The organism is Pseudomonas sp. D1-36 (genome assembly GCF_051132205.1).
GTDB lineage: Bacteria > Pseudomonadota > Gammaproteobacteria > Pseudomonadales > Pseudomonadaceae > Aquipseudomonas.
Genome location: NZ_CP071674.1, coordinates 256,118 through 281,731 on the forward strand (window position 1 = coordinate 256,118; position 25,614 = coordinate 281,731).

The 25,614-nt window shown below is 60.5% G+C and carries 26 protein-coding genes; 4 read left to right on the forward strand and 22 right to left on the reverse strand.

The window, feature by feature from the left end; all coding sequences use genetic code 11:
- Positions 1-6: 6 nt before the first annotated feature.
- Positions 7-486: an RNA pyrophosphohydrolase gene (locus tag J3P76_RS01130; RefSeq protein WP_003186867.1), complete on the reverse strand. Its 480-nt coding sequence runs from the start codon at positions 484-486 to the stop codon at positions 7-9.
- A gap of 143 nt (positions 487-629) precedes the next feature.
- Here J3P76_RS01130 and J3P76_RS01135 point away from each other — a divergent pair, with 143 nt between their 5' ends.
- Positions 630-1,286 (forward strand): HAD family hydrolase, encoded by a 657-nt coding sequence (locus J3P76_RS01135; RefSeq protein WP_420766465.1) that lies wholly within the window; start codon positions 630-632, stop codon positions 1,284-1,286.
- 39 nt (positions 1,287-1,325) lie between these two features.
- Here J3P76_RS01135 and J3P76_RS01140 read toward each other — a convergent pair whose 3' ends face one another.
- The 4 genes from J3P76_RS01140 to ilvA are packed head-to-tail and all read right to left on the reverse strand — an operon-like array spanning position 1,326 to position 5,027.
- A complete protein-coding gene (locus tag J3P76_RS01140) occupies positions 1,326-1,793 on the reverse strand; it encodes a DUF2269 family protein (RefSeq protein ID WP_420766464.1) in 468 nt (155 codons plus the stop codon).
- On the reverse strand, positions 1,790-3,046 hold the full coding sequence (locus tag J3P76_RS01145; protein ID WP_434701414.1) for an SDR family oxidoreductase: 1,257 nt from the start codon (positions 3,044-3,046) through the stop codon (positions 1,790-1,792). Before J3P76_RS01145 ends, J3P76_RS01140 begins: the two co-directional genes overlap by 4 nt.
- A 15-nt stretch (positions 3,047-3,061) precedes the next feature.
- Positions 3,062-3,475: a DUF2269 family protein gene (locus J3P76_RS01150; protein WP_420766462.1), complete on the reverse strand. Its 414-nt coding sequence runs from the start codon at positions 3,473-3,475 to the stop codon at positions 3,062-3,064.
- Positions 3,476-3,512: 37 nt separating this feature from the next.
- On the reverse strand, positions 3,513-5,027 hold the full coding sequence (gene ilvA, locus J3P76_RS01155; protein WP_420766461.1) for a threonine ammonia-lyase, biosynthetic: 1,515 nt from the start codon (positions 5,025-5,027) through the stop codon (positions 3,513-3,515).
- Between the two features lie 252 nt (positions 5,028-5,279).
- Between ilvA and rpiA the strand changes: the two genes are divergently transcribed.
- Complete coding sequence (gene rpiA, locus J3P76_RS01160; protein ID WP_181290264.1) at positions 5,280-5,954, forward strand: ribose-5-phosphate isomerase RpiA; 675 nt, start codon at positions 5,280-5,282, stop codon at positions 5,952-5,954.
- Positions 5,955-6,007: 53 nt separating this feature from the next.
- Here the strand turns inward: rpiA and J3P76_RS01165 are convergent, their stop codons facing one another.
- The 4 genes from J3P76_RS01165 to J3P76_RS01180 all read right to left on the reverse strand — a co-directional run bounded on the left by J3P76_RS01165 (position 6,008) and on the right by J3P76_RS01180 (position 10,303).
- Entirely contained in the window at positions 6,008-6,922 is a 915-nt protein-coding gene (locus tag J3P76_RS01165) for an SdiA-regulated domain-containing protein (protein WP_434701415.1), read from the reverse strand.
- Between the two features lie 120 nt (positions 6,923-7,042).
- The gene (locus tag J3P76_RS01170) at positions 7,043-7,969 is read right to left on the reverse strand and encodes an SdiA-regulated domain-containing protein (RefSeq protein ID WP_434701416.1); all 927 of its coding nucleotides are present in this window, start codon (positions 7,967-7,969) and stop codon (positions 7,043-7,045) included.
- A 231-nt stretch (positions 7,970-8,200) separates the two neighbouring features.
- On the reverse strand, positions 8,201-8,866 hold the full coding sequence (locus J3P76_RS01175; protein WP_420766458.1) for a fumarylacetoacetate hydrolase family protein: 666 nt from the start codon (positions 8,864-8,866) through the stop codon (positions 8,201-8,203).
- A 42-nt stretch (positions 8,867-8,908) separates the two neighbouring features.
- The gene (locus J3P76_RS01180; protein WP_434701417.1) at positions 8,909-10,303 is read right to left on the reverse strand and encodes an FAD-binding oxidoreductase; all 1,395 of its coding nucleotides are present in this window, start codon (positions 10,301-10,303) and stop codon (positions 8,909-8,911) included.
- Positions 10,304-10,507: 204 nt separating this feature from the next.
- On the opposite strand from J3P76_RS01180, the gene serA reads away from it, so the two are divergent.
- On the forward strand, positions 10,508-11,737 hold the full coding sequence (gene serA, locus J3P76_RS01185; RefSeq protein WP_039592617.1) for a phosphoglycerate dehydrogenase: 1,230 nt from the start codon (positions 10,508-10,510) through the stop codon (positions 11,735-11,737).
- A 194-nt stretch (positions 11,738-11,931) separates the two neighbouring features.
- Here serA and J3P76_RS01190 read toward each other — a convergent pair whose 3' ends face one another.
- The gene (locus J3P76_RS01190; protein ID WP_434701419.1) at positions 11,932-12,357 is read right to left on the reverse strand and encodes a DUF4399 domain-containing protein; all 426 of its coding nucleotides are present in this window, start codon (positions 12,355-12,357) and stop codon (positions 11,932-11,934) included.
- Positions 12,358-12,488: 131 nt separating this feature from the next.
- Here J3P76_RS01190 and J3P76_RS01195 point away from each other — a divergent pair, with 131 nt between their 5' ends.
- Positions 12,489-13,055 (forward strand): transporter substrate-binding domain-containing protein, encoded by a 567-nt coding sequence (locus J3P76_RS01195; RefSeq protein ID WP_434701420.1) that lies wholly within the window; start codon positions 12,489-12,491, stop codon positions 13,053-13,055.
- 185 nt (positions 13,056-13,240) lie between these two features.
- On the opposite strand, the gene J3P76_RS01200 is transcribed toward J3P76_RS01195, so the two are convergent.
- The 12 genes from J3P76_RS01200 to J3P76_RS01255 all read right to left on the reverse strand — a co-directional run bounded on the left by J3P76_RS01200 (position 13,241) and on the right by J3P76_RS01255 (position 25,338).
- A complete protein-coding gene (locus J3P76_RS01200; RefSeq protein ID WP_434561240.1) occupies positions 13,241-13,867 on the reverse strand; it encodes a class I SAM-dependent methyltransferase in 627 nt (208 codons plus the stop codon).
- A 69-nt stretch (positions 13,868-13,936) separates the two neighbouring features.
- Positions 13,937-14,581 carry a methionine ABC transporter permease gene (locus J3P76_RS01205; protein WP_434561238.1) on the reverse strand — a complete coding sequence of 215 codons (645 nt, stop codon included), beginning with the start codon at positions 14,579-14,581 and terminating at the stop codon, positions 13,937-13,939.
- Positions 14,571-15,695, reverse strand: a complete 1,125-nt coding sequence (locus tag J3P76_RS01210; RefSeq protein ID WP_434628075.1) for a methionine ABC transporter ATP-binding protein — start codon at positions 15,693-15,695, stop codon at positions 14,571-14,573. Before J3P76_RS01210 ends, J3P76_RS01205 begins: the two co-directional genes overlap by 11 nt.
- 2 nt (positions 15,696-15,697) lie before the next feature.
- Positions 15,698-16,507: a MetQ/NlpA family ABC transporter substrate-binding protein gene (locus J3P76_RS01215; RefSeq protein WP_434701421.1), complete on the reverse strand. Its 810-nt coding sequence runs from the start codon at positions 16,505-16,507 to the stop codon at positions 15,698-15,700.
- Positions 16,508-16,646: 139 nt separating this feature from the next.
- Positions 16,647-18,005 (reverse strand): LLM class flavin-dependent oxidoreductase, encoded by a 1,359-nt coding sequence (locus tag J3P76_RS01220; protein ID WP_434628072.1) that lies wholly within the window; start codon positions 18,003-18,005, stop codon positions 16,647-16,649.
- Positions 18,005-19,198, reverse strand: coding sequence for an SfnB family sulfur acquisition oxidoreductase (locus J3P76_RS01225; RefSeq protein WP_434608381.1), 1,194 nt, complete (start codon positions 19,196-19,198; stop codon positions 18,005-18,007). Before J3P76_RS01225 ends, J3P76_RS01220 begins: the two co-directional genes overlap by 1 nt.
- 23 nt (positions 19,199-19,221) lie before the next feature.
- The gene (locus J3P76_RS01230) at positions 19,222-20,463 is read right to left on the reverse strand and encodes an SfnB family sulfur acquisition oxidoreductase (RefSeq protein ID WP_434675726.1); all 1,242 of its coding nucleotides are present in this window, start codon (positions 20,461-20,463) and stop codon (positions 19,222-19,224) included.
- Between the two features lie 250 nt (positions 20,464-20,713).
- Positions 20,714-21,475 carry a hypothetical protein gene (locus J3P76_RS01235; RefSeq protein WP_434608377.1) on the reverse strand — a complete coding sequence of 254 codons (762 nt, stop codon included), beginning with the start codon at positions 21,473-21,475 and terminating at the stop codon, positions 20,714-20,716.
- 436 nt (positions 21,476-21,911) lie between these two features.
- On the reverse strand, positions 21,912-22,673 hold the full coding sequence (gene tcyN / locus J3P76_RS01240) for an L-cystine ABC transporter ATP-binding protein TcyN (protein ID WP_420766446.1): 762 nt from the start codon (positions 22,671-22,673) through the stop codon (positions 21,912-21,914).
- 3 nt (positions 22,674-22,676) lie between these two features.
- Complete coding sequence (gene tcyL / locus J3P76_RS01245; RefSeq protein WP_434701423.1) at positions 22,677-23,342, reverse strand: cystine ABC transporter permease; 666 nt, start codon at positions 23,340-23,342, stop codon at positions 22,677-22,679.
- Positions 23,342-24,142 carry a cystine ABC transporter substrate-binding protein gene (tcyJ, locus tag J3P76_RS01250; RefSeq protein ID WP_434701424.1) on the reverse strand — a complete coding sequence of 267 codons (801 nt, stop codon included), beginning with the start codon at positions 24,140-24,142 and terminating at the stop codon, positions 23,342-23,344. Before tcyJ ends, tcyL begins: the two co-directional genes overlap by 1 nt.
- 203 nt (positions 24,143-24,345) lie before the next feature.
- On the reverse strand, positions 24,346-25,338 hold the full coding sequence (locus tag J3P76_RS01255; RefSeq protein ID WP_434608372.1) for a D-cysteine desulfhydrase: 993 nt from the start codon (positions 25,336-25,338) through the stop codon (positions 24,346-24,348).
- Positions 25,339-25,614: the final 276 nt, after the last annotated feature.

The window sequence follows — 25,614 nt, forward strand, 5'->3', positions numbered from 1 at the left end:
CCGTCGTCAGTCGCGCGTCAGCAGGCGCGGGGCAAGCTCTTTGAGAGCGCGTCGATACACCTCGCGCTTGAATGTCACCACCTGGCCCAACGGATACCAATAACTGACCCAGCGCCAGCCATCGAACTCCGGTTTACCGGTCAAATCCATCCGCACCCGCTGCTCATTGGAGATCAGGCGCAGGAGAAACCATTTCTGCTTCTGGCCGATGCACAGCGGTTGGCTGTGCGTCCTGACCAGGCGTTGCGGCAAACGATAGCGCAACCAGCCTCGGGTGCAGGCGAGTATTTCGACATCTTCGCGCTCCAGCCCGACTTCTTCATTCAACTCACGGTACAAAGCTTCTTCCGGCGTCTCCTGGGGGTTGATCCCACCCTGGGGAAACTGCCAGGCGTCTTGATTGATACGGCGTGCCCATAGCACCTGCCCAGCATCATTCGTAAGAATGATCCCCACATTGGGACGGAAACCATCGGGATCGATCACGGCAACAACCTCGCAAACGCATGTCGCCGCATTGTTCCACAAAGGTTGTGAAAGCAGCAACGAGACTGCCGAGCTTATGTGCACTCTTGTGAAAAGTACGTATTCTGGGCGCCTTTCTTCAGATATTTCAGCGAGTAACTGCAATGCGGCTGGCTTTATTCGACTTGGACAACACGCTGCTGGGCGGTGACAGCGATCACGCCTGGGGCGATTACCTGTGCGAACGCGGCTTCCTCGATGCCGTGAGCTACAAGGCACGCAACGATGAGTTCTACCAGGACTACCTGGCGGGTAAGCTCGACAACGCCGCGTACCTGAATTTTTGCCTGGAAATCCTGGGTCGTACCGAGATGGAAGTGCTGGCACAGTGGCACCTCGATTACATGCGCGACTGCATCGAACCTATCGTATTGCCCCAAGCGATCGCGCTGTTGAAGAAACACCGTGACGCCGGCGACAAACTGGTGATCATCACCGCCACCAATCGCTTCGTCACCGCGCCGATCGCCGAGCGACTCGGGGTAGAAACCCTGATCGCCACCGAATGCGAGATGATCGATGGCCGTTACAGTGGCCGCAGCACCGACATTCCCTGCTTTCGCGAGGGCAAGGTGACCCGGTTGAACCGTTGGCTGGAAGAGACTGGGTATTGCCTCGACGATAGCTACTTTTATAGCGATTCGATGAACGACCTGCCGTTGCTGGAAGCGGTGACGCATCCGGTGGCGGTCGACCCGGACCCGAACCTTCGGGCCGAGGCCCAGAAGCGTGGTTGGCCGGTCATCAGTCTGCGCGACTGAATCTCACTGCCGCCCGCCGGGCAAACACCTGCGGGCCGCTTACGCGGGCTTGGCTACCATCAGGTAGAAAATCGCCATGAATGCCAGGAACGCCGGCCAGCCCAGCGCAAACCACCAGCGCATGTAGGTGGCGGCCTTGATTGGCATGGGTGTGCCGTCCCGCAAGGCTTGCTCGGCCATCTTGTGTACGCGGATCTGCAACCAGACCACTGGCAGCCAGCAGGCGCCCGCCAGGCAATAAAGGCCGATGCTCCACACCAACCAGCTCTGTTGCAATTGCCAGCCGGCGATGTGCATCAGGGCCAGTCCGCTCAGTGGCTGAAATACGGCGGTGGTGGCGGTGAATGCCCAATCGGCGAAAACCAGATGCTTGAAGGTGACGGCGATGACTTCAACCTTGCCGCTGCGCCAGGCCCGGAGCGCGTAGTAGGCAGACCCCGCGCCCAGGCCGAACAGGATGGTGGAAGACAGGATGTGCAGGGTTTTCAACAGCAGGTAGATGCTCATCGGCGGGGCTCAGTCCAAAGCAACCATAACGTCGCGACTACCAATACCAGATTCTTGGCGACAGCCGCAAAAGGGTCGAACCAATAGTGCGGCAGGATAAAGCTGATGCACAGCGTATAGCCGAGCATCAGACCCAACTGCAGCCGCAATGCCTGTTGGCGCCAGCGTTTGAACAGCATGCCCACGCCCAGCGCGCCATCAAGCAGCGCGCCGCTGACGACCGCAAGCTTGGCCCAGGCGCCGTACACGCCGGCTTCGGCCATGATGCGCAGGCCCCAGTCGAAGCCTGGGCCGAGGCATACCACGGCGGTTCCCAGCCAGATGAGTGCGAGCACCGCCAGCATCAACGGGCGGATCGCCCGAAGGCTGCTCTGGGCGACGGCGGGCCATCCCTGCAAGCGGGTCTGTACGGGGGCGGCGTGATATCCGCAGATTGATGCGAGCACCTCGGGGTCGGCCAGGTTGTCCCGTTGTGCCAGGGCCACGCTTTGCCGGTTCAACGCTCGCCAGCCGAACCGGTCCCCCATCCGGCTGCCCACTTCGGTCAACAGCGCAGGCGCCTTGATGTAGCGTGCCGGCGCCCAGCCCTGCGCGGCTCGCAAATGATCGATGAGCCGGGCCAGCGTCATCGGCTCGGGTCCCACCAGCGGCACCACCACCGACTCGGTTGGCCATTGCCGCAGCAGGGCGAGCACCGCGCCCGTCAGGTCATCGATGTGCACGGGTTGGATGCGCGCCGTCAGATCCAGCAAGGGAATCAGTGGCCACGGTGAAAGGCCCTCCATCCAGCCACTGCTCGCGCCGCCTGGCCCCACCACCAACGAAGGCCGCAGCACAACCGATGGGATGTGGAGGCTGGACAGATATTCGTCAGCCCGTCCCTTGCTTGCCAGGAACGGCACGTCGGATTGAGCGCTCGCGCCCAGTGCGGAAATCTGCAAGATGCGAACGCCACGGCGTGCGGCCTGCTCGAACAACGCGCACGCGCCACGATCCTGGACCAGACTCAGCGCCTGGGCATCCACGCTGAGCAAGCCGGCCGCGTTGATCAGCAAATCAACGTCCGTAGGGAGGACGAAATGTGCCGGGTCGGCCGACAATACGCCGAGATCCAGCTGCCGCCATTCAACCCCAGGCGAACTCGGCGGCCCGGGTTCACGACGGGTCGCGATGATCGAGTGGCCGGCGCCGTGCAGCGCCCTCAGCAGGTGGCGTCCAATAAAGCCGCTGCCTCCCACCAGTAGGATTTTCATGACGTTCCTTGTCGGTTAGATCGGTTTGGCACCCATCAATGCGGCGATGGACAGGAAGCCGACGCCACCGATGATCGCCAATGCCAGGGTAAACCTGCCGCCGCCACCGTTGCCCATGCGCAGGCGGTTGAGCCGTGCCAGCAGCCAGAAAACGCAAAGCGCCGCCACGGTGTAGATCACGCTGGAACCCAGCAGCCAGGTTTGCCCCAGCGGCCAGCCCACCAGATGAACCAGCCACCAGCCGGTAAACGGCATGCTCAGCATGCAGACCAGCATCGTGCCCCACGCCAGCAGCCAAGGGCGCCGCAGCGTGCAGCTTGGTGCCTCGCTGCGTTTGCGCCAGGCCACAACGGCTAGGCTTGCAGCGCAAGCCAGAAGCAAGACCGTGGCCGCGACGTGCAGGATTTTCAAGGTCAGCAGAGTTTCCATGGGGTTTCCTTAGGCTGGTGTCCTTCAGCGTAGCCCTTCAGCCGAGAAACAGCTGATAGGCCGGGTTATCGCTTTCATCCCAGTACGGATAGCCGATTTCCTCTAGGGCGGCCGGCACCAGGTGGCGCTCATCGTGAGGCACTTGCAGCCCGGCGACCACGCGGCCATCCGCCGCGCCATGGTTGCGGTAGTGGAACATCGAGATGTTCCAGCGCCCGCCCAGTTTATTGAGGAAGTTGAACAGCGCCCCCGGGCGTTCCGGGAATTCGAAACGCAGGACCACCTCGTCGATGACGTGAGCGGCATGGCCGCCGACCATGTGGCGAATGTGCAACTTGGCCAGTTCATTGTCGGTCAGGTCCAGCACCGGGAAGCCTTGCTCGGTCAGGCTGGCAATCAGCTTGCTGCGCGGGTCGTTTTCCGGATGCGTCTGCACGCCTACGAAGATGTGCGCTTCGCTGCCGGTGTTGTAGCGGTAGTTGAATTCGGTGATCTGGCGTTTGCCGATGGCCTCGCAGAACGCCTTGAAGCTGCCCGGCTTCTCGGGGATGGTCACGGCGATGATCGCCTCGCGGCCTTCGCCCAGTTCGGCGCGCTCGGCCACGTGGCGCAGGCGGTCGAAGTTGACGTTGGCGCCGGAATCGATGGCCACCAGCGTCTGGCCGCTGATGCTGCGTGTCTCGACATACTTCTTGATGCCGGCAACACCCAAGGCGCCGGCAGGTTCGGTGATCGAGCGGGTATCGTCGTAGATATCCTTGATCGCTGCGCAGATCTCGTCGGTACTGACGGTGATGACTTCATCCACGTAGTGCTTGCAGATATCGAAGGTGTGCTGGCCGATCTGTGCCACCGCCACGCCATCGGCGAACAGGCCCACGGTTGGCAGGACCACGCGTTCGCCAGCAGCCATGGCCGCTTGCAGGCAGTTCGAATCGTCCGGTTCGACGCCGATGATCTTGATCTCGGGGCGCAGGTATTTCACGTAGGCCGCGATGCCTGCGATCAGCCCGCCACCGCCCACCGGGACGAATATCGCGTCCAGGCGCCCCGGGTGCTGGCGCAGGATTTCCATCGCCACGGTGCCCTGCCCGGCAATGGTGTGAGGATCGTCATAGGGATGAATGTAGACGTAGCCTTTTTCGTCGACCAGTTTCAACGAATAGGCCAGGGCCTCGGGGAACGAATCGCCATGCAACACCACTTTGCCGCCCCGGGAGCGCACGCCCTCGACTTTGATTTCCGGCGTGGTCTTGGGCATGACGATGGTGGCCTTGACCCCCAACACCTTGGCGGCCAGCGCCAGGCCCTGGGCATGGTTGCCCGCCGAGGCCGTGACCACGCCACGGGCGCGCTCTTCGTCGGTGAGCTGGGTCAGCTTGTTGTAGGCCCCGCGAATCTTGAACGAGAACACCGGCTGCAAGTCTTCACGCTTGAGCCAGACCTCGTTGCCCAGCCGTTCGGAGAGCTGGCGGGCGGTCTGCAGCGGGGTTTCTACGGCAACGTCGTAAACGCGCGAGGTGAGGATCTTTTTGACGTACTGTTCAAGCATCGGAAAGCATCACTGAGCGGGTTGGGCAGGGCCAAGGAGTCTAACCCGGCTTTTGGCCGGGCGACCACACGAATTAAGGCACTTTGAGCGCAGGAACCCCCGTGGCGAGGGAGCTTGCTCCCGTTGGGTCGCGCAGCGGCCCCAGAAAAAGCGATGAGCGCTTCGCACTCAAGCGCGAGCTTGCTCCCTCGGCACGGTTTCTACGCCTATAATGCCGGCCTTTCGTTCTCTCTCGGCACCTTCGGAGCCCGCATGACCCAGGATCAACTCAAACAGGCCGTGGCCCAGGCCGCTGTCGACCTCATCCTCCCGAAACTGGATGACAAGAGCATCGTCGGGGTCGGCACCGGCTCTACCGCCAATTGCTTCATCGACGCCTTGGCGCAGCACAAAGGCGCGTTCGACGGCGCGGTCGCCAGCTCCGAAGCCACCGCCGCGCGCCTCAAGGGCCACGGGATCCCAGTGTACGAGCTCAACACCGTGAGCGACCTGGAGTTCTACATCGACGGCGCCGACGAAAGCGACGCGCACTTGAACCTGATCAAGGGCGGCGGTGCGGCCCTGACTCGCGAGAAGATCGTTGCGGCCGTCGCCAAGACGTTCATCTGCATCGCCGATGCCAGCAAACTGGTCCCGGTGCTCGGCGCGTTCCCGCTGCCGGTGGAAGTCATCCCGATGGCCCGCAGCCACGTTGCCCGGCAATTGGTGAAGCTGGGCGGCGATCCGGTGTATCGCGAAGGCGTGCTGACCGATAACGGCAACATCATCCTTGACGTGCATAACCTGCAGATCACCAATCCGGTTGAACTGGAAAGCCAGATCAACGCCATCGTTGGCGTAGTCACCAACGGCTTGTTCGCCGCTCGCCCGGCGGATGTGCTGTTGTTGGGGACTGCTGATGGCGTGAAGACCCTGCGGGCGGAATAATCCGGGCTGATTCAACACCAAACCCTGTGGGTGCGAGCTGGGTCAGGAGTGGTTCAAGGCTGCGGCTTCTTGAACACATAGAACAGATTCGGCTCGCTCACCACATACAGATTGCCATCGTCATCCATGGCCAAGCCTTCCGGTTGGGGAATGGTTTTCTCCAGTCCGTGGCGGCCCTTGCTCAACGACAGCGTGCTTAACGGCCGACCATCGATATCCAACTCGATAATCAACCGCGACTCATCGGACAGCGCCAGCAGATGGCCGCTGCGTTCGTCGTATTGCAGGCTGGAGAGATCGCGCACGAACAGTCCTGCATCGCGCTTGGGGTTGTTGATTACGTGGACAGCGTAGGATTTTTCCGGATTGTGGTGGGGAAATCCGTGTACTTCATAAATCAGCATCGGGTCGCGTTCCTTGGCGACGAACAGCCGCTTGCCGATGGAGTCATAGGCCAGCCCTTCGAAACCCTTGTTGCCGCTCATGTGCACGCCGAGTGTCATTTGCTCGGCATCGGCCGCGTCCAGGAAGCGGGTGTCTTCTTCCAGGTGGATCTTGATCAGGCGCTGCTGACGTTCGTCGGTAATGACGTAGATGTTCTCGCTGATGAATTCCACCGCTTCCGGGTCGCCAAAGCCGACCAGGGCGATGCGTCGCAGAATCTTGCCTTCCAGTGACAGCTCGATCAGCTCGGCATTCTTGTTGGTGACGGTGAAGAGGCTTTTGCGGATCGGATCGAACGTCAGCGCGGAAACGTCGTCGTCCAGGCCTTCGATGACTTGAGCTTGTACCGTGACCTGGTATTGGTCCAGGGCAATGGCCTGCTCGCCAAGGGTGTGCCAGAGCGTATTGAAATTGAACCAGGCGCGCTCGAACAGACGCAGGTATTGCCCGGCTGCGATTAATCCAATCAGGGTAATCGACAGCAACAGTAGGATCAGGGGTCTTGGACGGGCAAGTCGGCGCATCGGGAGTGGGCTCGGATAAGAACAGGTGGTTGGAAATACCACGACTGTCTGAACTGAAGCTTAATGGCCGTCTGCCACGCCCTACAACGAAGGAAGAATTTCCCTACAGAGTTTTCGCAATCAGCGTTGTTTTTCGAAACGATAGAACAGGTTCGGCTCGCTGACCATATATAGGTTGCCCGCTTCATCGACGGTGACGCCTTCGGCGCGGGGAACCGTATCTTTCAGTCCGTTGAAGCCTCCCAACAGCGTCATGAAGCTGACCTGTTCGCCTTCTGCATCCAGTTCCAGCAATAGATGGGAGTCGGCTGACAGCAACAGCATATGTCCCGTACGAGGATCGATCGCCAGGGCGGACAGGTTGCGCAGGTCCAGTTCATCGCTGACATGGATCTGCTTGTCGCCCTTGAGCAATTGGCTGCCGTCACTTTTCCATGTGAACAAGGCTGGCGGGCGCTCTTCGCCCAGCACCAGTTGTTGATTGCGCGGATCCCAGACGATCGCCTCGAACCCTTTGTTCTGGTTCTGTGACGCGCCAAGGTCGTATTGGGGAAAGTCCTTGCTGTTCAGCGTTTGGGTATTGGCATCGACCTGGACGATCGACAGGGTGTGGTTTCGCTCATCGGTAATGGCCAGCAGGCCATTTTCCATATAGGTCACGCCTTCGGGATTGTTCCAGCCCACCAATGGCATCTTGCGCAGCACGTCGCCTTGCAGGGTCAGCTCCGCCAGGAACGGATTCTTGCCCATGACCGCGAACAGCGTCTTGGTCTGCGGGTTGTAGGTGACGTCGGAAGCCTCGTCCTTTTCCATGCCAGGCAGGGGCTTGGCGTCGATCACGGCGCGATAGTCGGGCAACCAGATGCTTTCCTGGCGTTGGGCCGGGCTTTCGAAGCGTTCCGATACCCAGAGCCGGCCCCGGTCATCCCAATGCATCGCGAACGCCAGGCCATAGGCAGCGATTGCGGCCAGCAGCAGCCAGGCATACCAGGGCAAGCCGAAGCGAGCACGGCGGACGGAGGTGGGCAGGGTTTGGGTCTTGGCCATCGGGGATGCGTTCCAGGAATTCGCGCGAGGGATCGGCAGGCTCAGATGCCGCAATCCCCGGAATTATCCGGATGGCATGTGAAAAAAACGGTAAATGCTGGACAAGGCTGCTCAAGAACCCTGTGGGAGCGAGCTTGCTCGCGATAGCGGACGGTCAGCCAACCTAACTGTTGGATGTGATGACCTCATCGCGAGCAAGCATGCTCCCACAGGAAATTGGAGGCGTGGCCGTTAGCGAACGCTGCTTTCGAAGCGGCTCGCCCCAGGCAGTTCCAGCACCAGTTCATCGCCAATGTTCAGCGGCCCGACGCCCGCCGGGGTGCCCGTGAGAATGACGTCTCCGGCCTGAAGCGAGAAGCAGCCGGCCATGTACTGGATCATCGGCACGATGGGGTTGAGCATCAGGCTGCTGTTGCCGTCCTGGCGGACTTCGCCGTTGATGGTCAGGCGAACGGGAATATCGGTCAGGTCGGCAAACGTGGCGTTCGAGACAAAGGGAGCGATCACTGCCGCGCCGTCGAAGGACTTGGCGACTTCCCATGGCAACCCCTTGGCCTTTAGTTCGGCCTGCTTGTCCCGCAGGGTCAGGTCCAGGGCCGGGGCGAAGCCGGAAATGGCGTCCAGTACTTCTTCAACGCTGGGCTTGGTGGACAGTGGCTTGCCGATCAGCACGGCGATTTCCGCTTCGTAGTGCACCGAGCCGCGGTCGGCGGGAATGCTGAAGCCGCCTTCCAACGGCACCACGCAGCTGCCTGGCTTGATGAACAGCAGCGGTTCGGTGGGCACCGGGTTATCCAGTTCCTTGGCGTGTTCGGCATAGTTGCGGCCGATGCACACTACTTTGCCCACCGGGAAATGAATACGCGTACCGTCGACATACTGGTGCTGATAGCTCATTACCGACTCCTGCCTTGAGATTTCATCAAGTGTTGTTATAGATCAAACCGCGAAAATCTTGCCTGGGTTCATGATGCCGTTCGGGTCGAACACCGACTTCACGGCTTTCATGTATTCGATTTCAACCGCAGAGCGACTGTACGTGAGGTAGTCGCGTTTGGTCATGCCCACGCCGTGTTCGGCGGAGATTGAACCGTTGTACTTCTCGACGGTTTCAAAGACCCATTTGTTCACCGTCGCGCATTTAGCGAAGAACTCATCCTTGCTCAGGTTTTCCGGCTTGAGGATGTTCAGGTGCAGGTTGCCGTCGCCGATGTGGCCGAACCAGACTATTTCAAAGTCTGGGTAGTGTTCGCCGACAATCGCGTCGATTTCGCGCAAGAAGCCCGGGACTTTGGAGACGGTTACCGAAATATCGTTTTTGTACGGCGTCCAGTGGGAAATGGTCTCGGAGATGTACTCGCGCAGCTTCCACAGGTTTTGCAGTTGGGTTTCGCTCTGGCTCATTACGCCGTCCAGTACCCAGCCTTGTTCGACGCAGTGCTCGAAAGTCTCCAGGGCGTGGTTGGCGACTTCTTCGGTGGTGGCTTCGAATTCCAACAGGGCGTAGAAAGGGCAGTCGGTTTCGAACGGGGCCGGGACGTCGCCACGGTCGAGGACCTTGGCCAGGGCCTTGTCGGAGAAAAATTCAAAGGCGGTCAGGTCCAGCTTGCCTTGGAATGCGTGCAGTACCGGCATGATCGAGTCGAAGTCCGGCGTGCCGAGCACCATGGCGGTGAGGTTTTTCGGCGCGCGGTCCAGGCGCATGGTGGCTTCGACCACGAAACCAAGGGTGCCCTCGGCGCCGATGAACAGCTGCCGCAAGTCATAGCCGGTGGCGTTCTTGATCAGGTCCTTGTTCAGTTCCAGCACGTCGCCCTTGCCCGTCACGACCTTCATGCCCGCCACCCAGTTGCGGGTCATGCCGTAGCGAATGACCTTGATCCCGCCAGCATTGGTGCCGATATTGCCGCCAATCTGGCTCGAACCTGCCGAAGCGAAGTCCACCGGATAGTAGAGCCCATGTTCTTCAGCCTTGTTCTGCAACTGTTCGGTGACCACGCCCGGCTGGCATACGGCGGTGCGGTCGGTCAGGTTCACATCGAGGATCTGGTTCATGTAGTCGAATGACACGACCACCTCGCCATTCGCCGCGACGGCGGCGGCGGAGAGGCCGGTACGCCCGCCCGATGGCACCAACGCGACTTTGTGCGCGTTGGCCCAGCGCACAATGGCCTGGACTTGTTCGGTGGTCTTTGGAAACACAATGGCGATCGGTGCGGGCGCGTAATGCTTGGTCCAATCCTTGCCGTAAGCATTCAGGGAGTCGGCATCGGTCAAAACTTTGCCAGGCTCAACCAGGGTCTTCAGCTCATCTATCACGGCAGGATTGGTCATCGACAGAACTCTCGAACAATTCATGGTCATCCTGAGAACGCTTCACGTCGCAGGAATGGGTGTTTGCGGGGGGCATATGCTAGCATACCGACCCCGCAGCGTAGTGCCCAACGGCTGTTCTGCGGCGACGGCTGTCATGCCGGTCGGGCCAGCATGCGCTGTCCGATTCCCTGCCATTTTTCTCCGGGACACAGGTTTACGCAGATGAGCAAGACTTCTCTCGATAAGAGCAAGATCAAGTTCCTTCTTCTCGAAGGCGTCCACCAATCGGCTGTCGACGTCCTCAAGTCGGCGGGCTACACCAGCATCGAGTACATCACCAGTTCTCTGCCGGAAGCCCAGCTCAAGGAAAAGATCGCCGATGCTCACTTCATCGGTATTCGCTCCCGTACGCAACTGACTGAAGAGATCTTCGACCACGCCAAGAAACTGGTGGCGGTCGGCTGCTTCTGCATCGGCACCAACCAGGTGGACCTCAACGCGGCTCGCGAACGCGGTATCGCGGTGTTCAATGCGCCGTATTCCAACACCCGTTCCGTTGCCGAACTGGTGCTGGCCGAGGCGATCCTGCTGTTGCGCGGCATCCCCGAGAAGAACGCTTCCTGCCACCGTGGCGGCTGGATCAAGAGCGCGGCCAATTCCTTCGAGATCCGCGGCAAGAAGCTGGGTATCGTCGGCTACGGCTCGATCGGTACTCAATTGTCGGTACTGGCTGAAGGCCTTGGCATGCAGGTGTTTTTCTACGACACCGTGACCAAGCTGCCGTTGGGCAACGCGACCCAGGTCAACGACTTGCACGAATTGCTGGGCATGTCCGACATCGTCACCCTGCACGTGCCGGAAACCCCGGCCACCCAGTGGATGATCGGTGAAAAGGAAATCCGCGCCATCAAGAAAGGCGGGATCCTGATCAACGCCGCTCGCGGCACCGTGGTCAAGCTCGACGCACTGGCCGAAGCGATCAAGGACAAGCACCTGATCGGCGCGGCGATCGATGTGTTCCCGGTGGAGCCTCGCTCCAACGATGACATCTTCGAAAGCCCGCTGCGTGGCCTGGACAACGTGATCCTGACCCCGCACATCGGCGGTTCCACCGCTGAAGCCCAGGCCAACATCGGTCTGGAAGTGGCTGAAAAACTGGTCAAGTACAGCGACAACGGTACCTCGGTATCGTCGGTGAACTTCCCGGAAGTGGCTTTGCCGGCCCACCCTGGCAAGCACCGCCTGCTGCACATCCACGAAAACATTCCGGGTGTGATGAGCGAGATCAACAAAGTCTTCGCGGAAAACGGCATCAACATTTCCGGTCAGTTCCTGCAGACCAACGAGAAAGTCGGCTACGTCGTGATCGACGTCGATGCCGAATACTCGGACCTGGCCCAAGAGAAGTTGCAGCACATCAACGGCACCATTCGTTGCCGCGTGCTGTTCTAAGCGGGCCTGGCTTGCAATGAAAACGGGAGCTCCGAAGGGGCTCCCGTTTTTTCTGTCCGACACAATGGAACCCTGTGGGAGCGAGCCTGCTAGCAAAAGCTGTCTGTCAGGCGCATTTACGTTGACTGATATGCCGCCTTCGCGAGCAGGCTCGCTCTCACAGTGGATACTGCATTTATCTTCTAAGTGCTGTGTTACTCGACGTTCACCGTGATCTTTTCGGACATGATCGACGGGTCGAACGGCATATGGCCGCTGTCGCCCAGGATCAATTGCAAGGTGTGTTTGCCCGGCGCCAGTTTGATCGTGGCTTCGGTTTGCGCCTTGCCAAAATGCATGTGGTGGGGGTCGGTCGGAATCGGCGTGCCCTCGGCAGGCAGATCATCGACATCGATCAGCAGGTGGTGATGGCCGGTGTTCTTGGTCACGTCGCCCGCCGGGGCAAGTGCAATATTCTTGACGCCGAACTTGACCTTGAACTCTTGGCTGACGGTGGCACCGTCTTCAGGAGAAACGATGAATACTTCTGCACCTTTGGGCGCCGGGGTTGCCGCTGTCGCCAGCATCGAAGTTCCGAGCAACAAACCGGCCAACGCCGCACGTGACATAAAACTTTTCATTTTTTACTCCAGTTTTCCCATAAATCCGTCGGGTCATGACAACTTCATGACTAATCGTTGTCGAAGCCTGCAACAACCATAGCAAAGCGAGCCTGAAACGAGCGTCGCTTGTATAAATACTAGGAGTGACCATGCGTTTCCTGCCTGGCCTGATCTGCCTGCTACCTCTGTTGAGCCCTCTGGCCCATGCGGAACTGATCGACGACGTCAACGACCGTGGCGAGTTGCGAATCGCCCTCGAGGCCAACACCGCGCCGTTCAATTTCAAGGAGGACGGCAAGCTCACCGGTTTCGAAGTAGAGCTGGGCGAAATGCTCGCGGGCGAGCTCGATGTACGCCCTGATTTTGTCGTCACCGATGCGGCGGATCTGTTGTCCGGCGTGGAAAGCGGCAAGTACGACGTCGCCATCAACCACATAGCAATGACCCCGGAGTTGGCGGAACGTTTCGATACCAGCGCTACTTATAGCCAACCGGATGCGCAATTGCTGGCAAGCAAGGATGAGGCGCAACGTCCTCTGGTCCTGGCGCAGTCTTTCCAGCCGGAAGAGAAAAAAAGCCCGGCGCCGAGCCTGGTGATTCCGTTCCAGAAGGGCAATCCTGCGTTCAAGGCGAGCCTGGACAACGCCTTGGGGCGGATCAAGGACGATGGACGGCTGGAGCGGTTGTCGCAGAAGTGGTTGCTCAAGCAAGGGTGAATTTGTGGTCAAACGCAATCGTTGTGGCGAGGGAGCTTGCTCCCGCTCGGCGGCGCAGCCGTCGTAGCGCGGTTGACGCGGTCTGTCGGGAAACCAGATTGACCGGGTTGGGGCCGCTTCGCGGCCCAGCGGGAGCAAGCTCCCTCGCCACAAGAGCTAGGCACAACCTCGTTACAGAGCCGCTTTCAAATCTTGCGCCATACGCTCGCCAACCAAGGCTGCTGCTCTCGCGGCAGCCCCGCCGGCCGGTAGTAATGCTCCAGCTCCACAAAACCCGCCTGCGTGAGCGACACGCGCCAGGCCGCGAGGTCGTGATACGCGCCAAAGCGTTGGCCGTTCCAGCCTTCCTGGTTTTCGCCCCGGGGGTTTGAGCTGAACAGCACGCCGCCGGGCTTGAGCGTGGCGTGTAATTGCTTGAGCACGCGCGGCAGCTCCTGCACAGGGATGTGGAACAGGACGGCGTTGGCGAAGATCCCGTCGAAACGCTCCGCCGGCAGATCGAGTTGCAGGAAATCCTGTTGCCACACCTCGCATCCGCTGTCCTGGCGGGCCATGCGCGCGAATTCGCTCGAACCGTCGAGGCCCACCGCGACATGGCCCATGGCCGTGAAGGTGCGAAGATCACGCCCAGGGCCGCAGCCGAAATCGAGGATATGGAACGGCGCCTGGCCTTGGATGTGTCGCAGCAGGGCGTCGATGTTCTGGCTGACGTCATGATCGCGGGTGCCTTCGCGAAAACTCTCCGCCACGGCGTTGTAATGGCCAAGGGTCGTGGCGGTGATGGACTGCAGATCGTCGGCGGTGTGTTTCATGGTCGCTGGCTTTGGATGGGGAGTGTTTGACGACTATACCGCAAGCTCGCTCCCACAATGTTTCGCCTCTCAGCGCTTGTTCAGCCCCCGCGCCAACCGATCCCCGCCCAATTGAATCATCGCCACCAATGCCACCAGCAACACGATCACCGTGAGCATGATCTGGCTGTCGAAACGCTGGTAACCGTAGCGGTAGGCAATGTCGCCCAGGCCTCCGGCACCGATCGCCCCGGCCATGGCCGATGAGTTGATCATGGTCACCAGCGTGATGGTAAAGCCGCCGACGATGCCGGGCAGCGCTTCGGGTAGCAGCACATGCCAGACGATGTGCCAGCGCCGGCAACCCATGGCCTGGGCCGCTTCGATCAGGCCATGGTCAACTTCCCGCAAGCTGACTTCGGCGATACGCGCAAAAAACGGCGTGGCGGCAATCGTCAGCGGCACCACCGCGGCCCATACGCCATAGGTGGTGCCGACAATCAATCGGGTGAACGGAATCAGCGCCACCATGAGAATCAGGAAGGGGATCGAGCGGAACAAATTCACAAACCCGCCCAGGGCCTTGTTCAAGGCGGGCGCCTCATAGATGCCGCCCTTGCCGCTTGTGACCAGTATCACCGCCAGCGGAATGCCCGCCAGCAACGCGATCAGCGACGACACGCCAACCATGAGGAACGTGTCGATGAAGCCCTGCAGCAATCGGTCAAACCACATAACCCAACACCTCCACCCGTTGTGCCCAGTTGCCCGCACGTTGACGCAGTTCATCAGCGCCCCATGACGACCCGCTCACCGCCAGCAGCAACTGCCCCAGCCCGTGGCCTTGAATTCTTTCCAGGCCGCCGTGCAGCAGCCGTACCCGTCCACCCAGGGCACTGAACAGGGCCGCGAGGTCTGGTTCGTCGCCGCTGTGCCCCGTGAATTGCAGGCGCAGTACAGTGGCTGCGTCCGCGGAGGTCGGGTGGGGTTGCAAGCGGCTTTGCAGTTCCTCGGGCAGTGCGTGCTGCAACGGCGCCAGGAGCGTGCGGCTGACGGCATGCTGCGGGTTGCCGAAGACTTCCCAGACCGGCCCTTGTTCGACGATCCGTCCTTGTTCGAGCACCACCACCCGGTCGCAGACTTCGCGGATGACCGCCATTTCATGGGTAATCAGCACGATGGTCAGGCCCAGCCGCTGGTTGATCTCACGCAGCAAACCGAGGATCGATTGAGTCGTTTCCGGATCGAGCGCCGAGGTGGCCTCGTCGCACAACAGGATCTGCGGGTCATGGACCAGCGCCCGGGCAATCCCGACACGCTGCTTCTGACCGCCCGAGAGCTGCGCCGGATAGGCGCCGTGCTTACCTTGCAGGCCGACCAGTTCCAACAATTCGCGAACCTTGTGCAGACGTTGTTCCTTGGGCACGCCGGCAACCTTGAGCGGCAGCTCGACGTTCTGCCACACCGTCTTGGCCGACATCAGGTTGAAGTGCTGGAAGATCATGCCGATGCGCCGGCGCAGCTCCACGAGACGATCTTCATCGAACTCGCCGATGTCCACCTGATCGATCAGCACCCGTCCGCTGGTGGGTTGTTCGAGGCGGTTGATGGTGCGGATCAGCGAGGACTTGCCCGCGCCACTGCGGCCGATGATGCCAAAGACCTCGCCGCGCTGGATCGCCAGGTCGATGCCTTGCAGCGCGGGCACCGGGCCCTGGGTGCCAGGGTAGGTTTTGCCGAGGCCGATGAAGCGCACATGGGCACGGTTCAGTTCTGGATGCAGCTCGGTCTGGTCGGCGACGTGGGGCGCTGGGGCTTCATGACGGAGTCGAGCGTTGACGGCACTCATGATCAGCCTTCCCAGCCGGCTTGGTAGAGCTTGCCATGGGCCTTGTCCAGGGCCGCGCGCACGGCAGGTGAGTGTTGGTAAATGTCGACGAACTTGATCAGCCTTGGATCGTTCTCGCTCTTGGGCTGGATCACGAACTGGATGACATATTCCTTGTGGTCGAGGCCGTCGAAGAGCAAGGCAGACGTCGCGTCGAAGGTGTTCGCGAGGCGAATGTAGGCTGGATAACCTTGTACCAGATCCGCGTCTTCATAGGCACGCACCAACTGCACGGCTTCGACTTGCAGTATCTTGAGCTTCTTTGGGTTGGCGATGATGTCCTCTTCGGTGGCCTTGTAGCCGACGCCCGGCTTGAGCTGGATCAGTCCGGCCTTGGCCAGCAATTGCAAACCGCGTCCGCTGTTGATCGGATCGTTGGCAATGGCGACGCTGGCGCCTTCGGGCAGCTCGTCGAAGCTTTTGTATTTCTTCGAATAGAGGCCTACGTTGTTGATGATTCCCGGTGCGAACGGCACCAGGTCGAAACCGGCGGCGGCCTTGGCGTTCTCCAGGAACGGTATGTGCTGGAAATAATTCACGTCGATGTCGCCCGAAGCGAGGCTGACGTTAGGCGCAATCCAGTCGCTGAATTCCACCAGTTCGACTTTCAGGCCTTGTTTGCCGGCCTCTTCGACGGCGGCCTCCAAGGGAATGGCGAACGCAGCGGTGGTGCCGATTTTCAACGGGGCGTCGGCGGCGAACAATGCCGAGCTGAACAGGCCGAGAGCCAGGGCCAGGGTTCTGACTGGCAGAGTGAGGAAGTGCTTGGTCATGTCGGATATTCCAGTCATCGATTAATTGAGTGATGCGCCTTTGTGGCGAGGGAGCTTGCTCCCGCTGGGCTACGAAGTAGCCACAAACTCTTTGGGCGGGCTTCGCCCATCAGCGGGAGCAAGCCCCCTCGCCACAGGATCAGTGCCGGTAGGTTGAGCCGGTATGTTGTTCGGGCAAATGAGCCCCCCCGTGAAACAGCTTTTCCCGCAACGTGCCATCGTCGTATTCGGTCTTGTACGACCCGCGTCGCTGCAGCTCGGGAATCACCAGGTCGATGAAGTCCAGGTAACTTTGCGGCGTGACGATGCGGGTCAGGTTGAAGCCGTCGAGGCCGGTTTCGGCGATCCAGGATTCCAGCTCATCGGCGACCTGTTCGGGCGAGCCGACCACCGTGATGTAGCGACCGCCCAAGGCGTGTTGCTCCAGCAATCTGCGTCGGGTCCAGTCGTTGTTTTGCAGGGTCTTGGTGGCGGACTGGATGGCGTTGCTCTTCACGTACTGGATCGGTTCGTCCAGTTCGTACTCGGCAAAATCAATGCCCGTCGAGGCGGAGAAATGCGCCACTCCGGCCTCGGCGCTGGCGTAGCCCAGGTACTCGGCATGCTTGGTCCAGGCCGCCGCTTCGGTTTCGCCGACGATCACGTTCAGGCCCATGAACACTTTGATGTCTTCGGCATGGCGCCCAGCCGCGAGGGCGCTGGCGCGGACCTTGTCCACCTGGACCTTGGTCGCCGGTTTGTTCTGGCCACTGATGAACACGCACTCCGCATGGCGCCCAGCGAACAGCAGGCCCCGCTCGGAGCTGCCCGCCTGGAACAGTACCGGCGTGCGCTGTGGCGAGGGCTCGCAGAGGTGATAACCCTCGATCTGATAGAACTCCCCCTGATGCTGGACCTTGTGCACCTTCTCTGGCCGGGCATAAATCCGCTGCTCGCGATCGTTGATGACCGCGTCGTCTTCCCAACTGCCTTCCCATAGCTTGTAGAGCACTTGCAGGTACTCGTCGGCCTGGTCGTAGCGCCGGTCGTGCTCGACCTGCGCGGTAAGGCCCATGGCCTTGGCGGCGCTGTCCAGGTAGCCGGTGACGATGTTCCAGCCAACCCGTCCGCGGCTCAGGTGGTCCAGCGTGCTCATGCGCCGGGCGAACAGGTACGGCGGTTCGTAGGTCAAGTTGGCGGTGAGGCCAAAGCCGAGGTTTTTCGTCACTGCGGCCATTGCCGATACCAGCAGCAACGGGTCGTTGACCGGCAGTTGAATCGATTCTTTCAGCGTGACGTCCACGGACTGCTGGTAAACGTCATAGACCCCGACGATATCGGCAATGAACAACCCGTCGAACAAACCTCGCTCCAGCAACTGGGCCAGCCCGGTCCAGTATTCAATGGTGTTGAACTGGGTAGAGGTGTCCTCTGGATGGGTCCACAGACCGTGGTTGATGTGCCCGATGCAGTTCATGTTGAACGCGTTGAGGAGGATTTTTTTCTTGCCGGCCGCCATCAGATTGTCCCCCGCAGCGGCGGTTTTTCATCGTTGAGGTAGAAGTTGCCGACCGCGTGATACTTCCAGCGCACCGGGTCGTGCAGGGTGTGCACTCGGGCGTTGCGCCAGTGGCGGTCGAGGCCATGTTCGGCCAGGGTCGCCTGGCTGCCGGCCAGTTCGAACAGCGTGCTGCCGGCGGCGAGGGAAATTTCAGTGCTGAGGGCCCGGGCTTCGGCCACGGCGATCGAGGCCGCCGCCACCGTTTCTGCGTTCGTGTCGGCCTGGGCGCGGTCAAGAAGTTCACCGGCGCGTTCCAGCAAGGCTTCGGCGGCATGCAGGCGAATGCTCAGGTGGCCGAAGCTTTTAAGAGTATGCGGGTCCTGGGTGGCGACGTCGCTGGTGGCGTCGATCCACGGACGGGTTTTGCTGCGGACAAAATGCAGGGCGTCTTCATAGGCGGCGCGGGCGATGCCGGCGTCGATGGCGGCGTGGAGGATCTGCGCCAACGGGCCTACCGGCGTTGGGCGTTCGAAGGCGCTCTGGAAGGGCACGATGTCTTCGGCATCGACAAGGACATCCTCGAACACCACCGAGCCGCTGCCGGTGGTGCGCTGGCCGAAACCGCTCCAGTCGTCGATCACCGTCAGGCCCTTGCTGCTGCGCGGGACGAACGCCAACTGTTGCACGCCGTTTTCATCCACCACGGAGGTGGGGATGCGCTGGGCATAGATCGCCCCGGTGGCGTAGAACTTGCGGCCATTGATGCGATAGGCCTCGCCGTCGCGACGCAGTTGGGTGATGCGGTCATGGGCCGTCCTCGTCCCGAGCTCCGCCAGGGCGTTGCCAAACCGCTGGCCGGCCAGCACCTCGGCGTACAGCCGTTGCTTCTGGGCCTCGCTGCCGTTAACCCGCAGCACTTCCAATGCATAGAAATGATTTTGCGGAATCTGGCCGAGCGAACCATCGGCCTGTGAGATCAGCGCGATGACCTTGGCCAGCGTGACGTTGGATACGCCCGCACCGCCGTAGGCCTTGGGCACGCTGATGCCCCAAAGGCCCGCGCGAGTGAACGCTTCCAGCTCCGCAAGAGGCAGACGCCGTTCGCGGTCGCGCAGGGCACTGTCGCGTTTGAAGTCATCAGCCAGGTCGCTGGCGACAATCAAGGCTTGTTCATCGCTGGTGATCACCGCGACGTGTTGGGAAAACGTCATGTGCTGCTCCAGAGTCGGGGTCGTCAAATCCAGGAGTGCCGGGCAGGCAAGGTGCCGTTCAGGCGGTAATCGCCGACCGCGTGGTATTTCCAGCGCACGGGGTCGTGCAGGGTGTGGACCCGTGCGTTGCGCCAGTGGCGATCAAGGTTGAATTCAGCGAGGGTGGCGCGGCTGCCGGCCAGCTCGAACAGTTTCTCGCTGGCGTGCAGGGCGATTTCGGTGGTCAGGACCTTGGCTTCGGCGACGGCTATCGAGGCGCGGGCGGCGGACTGTTCGGTGATCGGCGCGGCATTGACCTGGTCAAGCACCTGCCCGGCCTTGCGCAGCAAAGCCTCGGCGGCGTGCAGTTCGATCTTCAGCTTGCCGACATCGGCGATGACATACAGATCGTCACTGGCCCGCTCGACGTTGGCGTCGATCCAGGGGCGCGAGCGTTTGCGCACGAAGTCGATGGCATCGTCGATGGCGCCGCGGGCGATGCCCAGGTCAATAGCGGCCTGGATCAGTTGCGAAAATGCTCCTTGCACGTTGGGCGTGTCGTTGATGCGCCAGTTGTCCAGTACCAGCTCGGCGTCGACCCGCACATCGTTCAGCAGCACCGTGCCACTGGCCGTGGTGCGCTGGCCGAAGCCCGACCAGTCATCAACGATCCGCAGGCCCGGTGTGCCGCGCCGCACGAACGCCAATACCTGACGACCCTCCTCATTCAAGGCCTTGACGGCGACCCAATGGGCGAACAGCGCACCGGTGGAATAGAACTTCTGCCCGTTGATGACATAGCCGTCACCGTCGGCCGTGATCCGTGCCTTGAGTTCCAAGGTGTTGCGGGTGCCGCGCTCCGGTCCGGCATTGCCGATGCGCCAGCCTTCCAGCACGCTTTGGAGAAGCAATCTCTTCTGCCGCTCGGTGCCCGTGGCAAGAATCAGCTGGAGCACGCCGAACTGGTTTTGGGGAATCTGACCAAGGGCCGGATCGGCAGCGCAAATGATTGCAAACACCTCGGCGATCGTGACGCAGGAGACTTGCGGGCCACCGTAATCGCGGGGCACGGCAATGCTGCCGAGCCCGCTGCGGGTGAATTGCTCGATTTCCGACCAGGGCAGCTTGCGTTGCTGGTCGCGACGCGCAGCTTGCTGGCGCGCCAATTGCGCCAGTTCATGGGCAGCTTTGATTGCTTCGGCATCGGTGCGCAGCACCTGCGCCGGCAGCAGTGATGGGGCGATGTCCAGGTCGCTCTGGACCTTCGGCTGGGCCAGATCGGACATCACAGCCACTCCGTGGCTGCACGCAGTGCCTTGGCGCCCTGCATTGGGGTGATTGTATTCCGTACCATACCCACCTCACATCTCAAGAAAACGCCGCGATGAAGCGGCGACCAAAATCAAGAATGTCCGGTGGTCCGGTTTATATACCCTAAACGCGTAAATATTATTTTTGAACTAACTTTTAGGAATAACCATAGGCTGGATGTGATACCGCCGTGGCCTGCCCAGATACGACCACGGAAGAGAAACGTCACGGCGCCCGGCGTCGCGGTTCAGCGGCCACGAGCAGGTCTGTCGGCGGATTCTTCAGATACGGGTTGGCGCAACCGATCTTCAACGTACGCGGCGGAGCCCAGCGGGAATTGTTGCCCACCCGGTCGATGATGCAATAGGTCACTTCCAGACGCAGGTCCTCGCCCGCTTCCATGATGACTTCCGGCGGAACCCAGACGTGGACCGGTTGGCCTACTTCACAAGGCTTGATCCTTGGCAGGTCCATGCGCACGTCGCCCCAACGCACGGTAATCGCATCGTCGGCGGCCATGTTCAGGTAGGGCTCGATCGTCACCGGCACGCCACGTCTGATCTGGTTCGGGTTCACGCCTTGGCGGCGGATGGTTTCCGGGATCCGCACCGGCGCCAGGCTCTGGTTTTCATCACCGGTCAAGGCCGACGGTTGGCCACCGGGGCAGTCCAGCTTGACCTGAACCTGTCGCGCCGCGGACAGCGCCGGCCCGCGTCCGATTTGCATGACGCGGTAGTGGACGCGGGAGGTCCCGTTGACGATGAAACTCTCCGGTACCCGCAGGCAAATGCTTGCGCGCAGGTCCGATTCTGTAAGCAGGCGGGAGCCGACGTAGCAGTTGTCCCAGAATAATTCGACCAGATCCCCCGGATCCATTCCGGGATAGGGCGCTACAACGACCTCCAGATGCGCGGCGCTGGTGATATTGATGCCGCTGCTGGCCAAGGTGGGCGCGGGCAACTCAGGGGTATGCGACGTACATGTCATGGGTGTTCTCCTTGATGTCTAAACGCACTACGTTCCGGAAATATCGAAGACGTGAATAATTGCCGCGTTACTTGGTGTTAGGATGCTCGTTGATTTTTATTGAAGATAAGTAAAGCGCTTCGCCTGTTTGCGTCTAGATAAAGGTTGGAGAGTTTCAGTGTCAATAGAAGCGCTTGCGCAAAAGTTGATAATGTCAGGCTTCAGAAATGTCCTACGCATTGCTGTTAAGAATACGTTGTTCTGGTCGTACTTTTCCTCGGGCGTTGGGGTTCGAGGCTTTGCAGGGTGCGGATAGGCTGATCTCAGTCGAGGCGCGACTGAATAACTTTCTAACTTGGCTGGATAAGTAAAGGCGGGAAGTTCACGTTTTGCTTTGGATGAGGGATGTTGCAAGTTGTCTTACTTCCATCCTTGGAGGTAACGACCTTGTGCTGCTTTAGTGCGTGCCGTGTCCGGCTGAGAGGAACTTGCTGAGGAACTGTCGGGTACGCTCTTCTTTCGGTGCTTCAAACAATGCCTTGGCTTCGCCTTGTTCAACGATCACGCCTTTGTCGAAGAACACCACGCGGTTTGCCACATCCCGGGCGAAGCCCATCTCGTGGGTCACGATGACCATGGTGCGTTTTTCTTCGGCCAAGCCACGAATGGTTGCCAATACTTCACCCACCAGTTCCGGGTCGAGGGCCGAGGTGGGCTCGTCGAAGAGGATCACCGCCGGTTCCATCGCCAGCGCCCGGGCGATTGCCACGCGCTGTTGCTGGCCACCGGACAGGCGCCTTGGATAGGCGTTTTCCTTGCCGGCCAAGCCGACTTTTGCCAACAGTTTGCGACCCAGCGCTTCGGCGTCGGCACGGGGCGTCTTTTTCACCACGATCGGGCCTTCGGTGACGTTCTCCAGCGCGGTGCGGTGGGGGAACAGATTGAAGTTCTGGAACACGAAACCGACCTGCTGGCGCAAACGACGCACCAGGCCCTGCTGCTGGTTCAAAGGGCGACTGCCATCGATCTCGATGTCGCCGACCTTGATCCGACCGCTGCTGGGCTCTTCGAGGAAATTCAGGCAGCGCAGGAAGGTCGTCTTGCCCGAACCGCTGGGGCCGATGATCGCAACCACTTCGCCTTCTTCGATCTTCAAGTCGATGCCGTTGAGCACCACCTGGCCCTTGAACTGCTTTGTCAGTTTTTCCACGACAATCATGGGTCAGGACTCCTGGTCGTGCCGATTGACCCGAGCTTCCAATACGTTCTGCAAGTGCGAAAGCACGGTGGCGAGAACCCAGTAGATCAGCGCGGCGGCAAGATACATGGTGAAGATTTCGAAGGTACGGGCGGTGATCAATTGCGCCTGACGGAACAGCTCCGGCACCTGGATAGTCGCCGCCAGCGCGGTGTCCTTGACCAGGGAGATGAAGCTGTTGCCCAGCGGTGGCAGGGCCGTACGCGCGGCTTGCGGCAAAATGGCCCGACGCAGAGTCTGGGCACGGGTCATCCCGATGCTCGCCGCCGCTTCCCACTGGCCCCGCTCGATGGAGCTGATGGCGGCCCGCAGGATCTCACAGGCATAGGCCGCCATGTTCAGCGAGAAACCGATCAGCGCCGCTGGAAGCGGGTCCAGCTCGACCCCCAGCTGCGGCAACCCGTAGTAGATCAGGAATAACTGCACGAGCAACGGCGTGCCGCGAAAGAACGACACGTAGGCGCGGGCTGTCCAGTTGACCGCTGTGAGACGAGACAGGCGCATCAGCGCCAGGCCGAACCCCAGCAACAAGCCGAAGAACATCCCGCCCAGGCTGAGGATGACGGTGTAATACGCGCCCTTGAGCAGGAAGGGCGCGGAGTCCAACGCGAGTTGAAGAGCTGCTTCCATTATTGGGTGACGTCAGCGTTGAAATATTTTTCCGACAGTTTTTTCAGCGTGCCGTCGGCGCGCAGTTTTTCTATGGCTTTGTTCACGGCGGCCAACAACTCAGGCTCGCCTTTGCGCAGGGCGATACCGGCCTCCTGGCGAGAGAAGGCTTTGCCGGCGGCGGTCGTGTCCTTGGCTTTCTTGGCGTATTCCAGCGCGGCGAGGCGGTCGATCAGGATGGCGTCGATGCGGCCAACGCGCAGGTCCTGGAACTTGCTCGGGTCATCTTCGTAAGTGCGTACATCGGCGGTAGGCACGTTGGCCTTGACCCACTGTTCGTAGTTGGTGCCCAAGCCAACGCCGACTTTTTTACCGCCCAGGTCAGCGGCTTCCTTGATGTTCAGCTCGCCAGCTTTCTTGGTCAGGACCAGCGCTTGAATGCCGGAAACAGTGTACGGCTCCGAGAAGTCGTATTTCTTCTTGCGTTCTTCAGAAATGGTCACCTGATTGACCACAGCGTCCAGGCGCTTGGATTCCAGTGCCGCGAGGATGCCTGCCCATGGGGTGGTCTGCAGCTTGACCTTCACACCCAGCTCCTTGGCCAGGGCTTCGGAAAATTCCACTTCGAAACCGTTCAGCTTGCCGTCGGCGTCAACGAAGCTGAACGGTGGGTACGTGCCTTCCAGGCCGATCTTGATTTCACCAGCGTCCTTGATGTTTTGCAGTTGCTCACCGGCAACCGCTTGCCCCAGCAGGCCGGCGCCCAGTACCAGGCCCAGCGAACCCACCAGCAGGTTGCGACGTAATGCGGAAAAATTCATGACAAGCCCCTGTGTTTTCTTAGAAGACATCGTTTGGATGGAAAGGCGTCGCCGCGCTCCGAAAAGATTGCCACATCCTGCCTTAAAGCAGCCAAGACGTCTCGCGGCAAATGCGCCTGCGGCGAGACTATAGGGTGGCTTTTATAGGTTGGAAAATAATATTAAATCCTCCCTATATAACCACATGGATTGTTCTCTGGACCTCAAAACGCCGCGTTGTAGGCAAACAATGCCGGCGCACCACCGGTGTGAAGGAAGATGATCGGGCCCTCGTCGAAGCGGTCGCGACCAATGCCGTCGAGCAGGCCCGCCATGGCCTTGCCGGTGTAGACCGGGTCGAGCAAAAGCCCTTCCTGGCTCGCCAGTAGCTTGACCGCCGCCAGCGTGCCGGCGCTGGGTTCGCCGTAGCGGGGAGCAAAGTATTCATCCCACAGGTTCACTTTGAAGGCTTGCGGGACGGCGACATCCAACAGCTGCGCCGTGCGTTCGGCCAGGCCCTGGACCTTGGGGAATTGATCTTCTTCGCTACGGGAAACCGTCACGCCAATGACCGGAAGCGCGGGCAGGCTTTCGCTCAAGGCCAGCGCCAGGCCGCTGTGGGTTCCGGCACTGCCCGAGGCCAGCACGACGGCGGCGAAATCGATACCGGTGTCCTTGATCTGTTCGGCCAGCTCCAGCCCAGCACGGACATATCCCAGTGCGCCGAGGGCGTTCGAACCACCGATCGGCACCAGGTAGGGTTTTTTCCCGTTGCTGCGCAGGCGGCCAGCGAGGGCCTGCAATTGATCGTCGGCGTTATCCAGGTTATCCACCAATTCGACTTTCGCGTCGAACAGGTCAAGCAGCAGTCGATTGCCGTTACCCAGGTAATTGCTGTCGTCGGTGCCGATGGGGTTTTCCAGCAGCGCCACGCAACCCAGGCCCAGCCTGGCGGCCAAGGCAGCCGTCTGGCGGACATGGTTGGACTGGATCGCGCCCGCGGTGATGAGGGTATCGGCACCTTGGGCCAACGCGTCGGCGCCCAGGTATTCAAGTTTGCGCAGCTTGTTGCCGCCCAGTGCCAAGGGCGTCAGGTCGTCGCGCTTGATGTAGACCTCGCGGCCGAGCCATTGGGAGAGGCGTTCAAGTTTTTCCAGCGGTGTCGGATGACCGAGCAGGTCGAGACGATGAAAGCGGGACAGCTGTTCTTTGATCATGAGTCCGTACTGGTTGTAGGCGATGTTGGACTATAGGCATGTGGATATTCGGGCGGCAACCAGCAATCTTCGACCCGGCGTGAATGGAGATGAAGAAGGGTTTGTAAGCTTCCACAGGGTTCGAGGCAACACTGAACGAATGCGCGCCAGGCAACGTCATACCCAGCCATAGGCTAGTGTATGAAACGTGCCATTTAGCCCGGCGATTAGTCTCTAGTTCCCTATTCATGTTTAACTTGAACGTTCATTCAAGTTAAACCATTGGTTTGCTGCCCG